Here is a 679-nt window from a genome sequence, read left to right as displayed (position 1 = left end):
TTTCAGGAAAAGGGTATGGCGAAAGCGAGCCTAAAGTGGACTGCAAAGAAAACTGTACTGAAGAAGAGCATGCTCAAAACAGAAGAAGTGAGTTCTTGATCGTGAAGAAATAATTGATTCAATTATATTTTAAAAGGGAGGCCAATTGGCCTCCCTTTTTTTATTGGATTTATAGGTGCTTTTTTTGACGCGTGAGGAATGTTTTTTACTGTGACCACAAAGTCTTTATTTGTAATTATAAACGCTGTAAAACGCCTTCAATTTAAGTTTGGGAAAACGTTTTGTGTTTGCGGAGCTTTTGATTTAAATGTATTTATGAATATTGGGAGTTCTAAATCATATTCATTTTATGTTTTGTAGCGGAGTTGTGTTGCGCACTATTGTAAAAGCGTACAAAAATTAAAATGAATTGTTAGCTAGCCCTGATGCAAAGGAAAATCCTCGCATTTTTCTTGCGAGATTTGGAAAGGCAGCAGGAAAAAAGTTACTAGTCGTGACTGCCCATTCGCTCACGCTGATTTTTAATTGTTTTAAGGCTTTATTTTTTAGATTTAAGGGAATTTAGTTAATAGAGAATTATTGTTTGATATGACGATTTTTTGAAGTTAAATATTAGATTGGAAAAAACGGTCAAATTGACCACCCAATTCCAGTTCAAATTGACCACCTGTTTCGGTTG

1 protein-coding gene is annotated in these 679 nt (G+C 34.5%); it reads left to right on the top strand.

What is annotated here, in order from left to right; genetic code table 11:
- On the top strand, positions 1-113 hold a 113-nt coding region (locus EG849_RS16000), incomplete at its 5' end, for a hypothetical protein (RefSeq protein WP_262680379.1).
- Between the last annotated feature and the right edge of the window lie 566 nt (positions 114-679).

Source organism: Flavobacterium macacae (assembly GCF_003865365.1).
GTDB classification, from domain to species: Bacteria; Bacteroidota; Bacteroidia; order Flavobacteriales; family Flavobacteriaceae; genus Flavobacterium; species Flavobacterium macacae.
The sequence above is the reverse complement of the archived record's forward strand: the minus strand, read 5'-3'. Positions and strand labels throughout refer to the sequence as shown.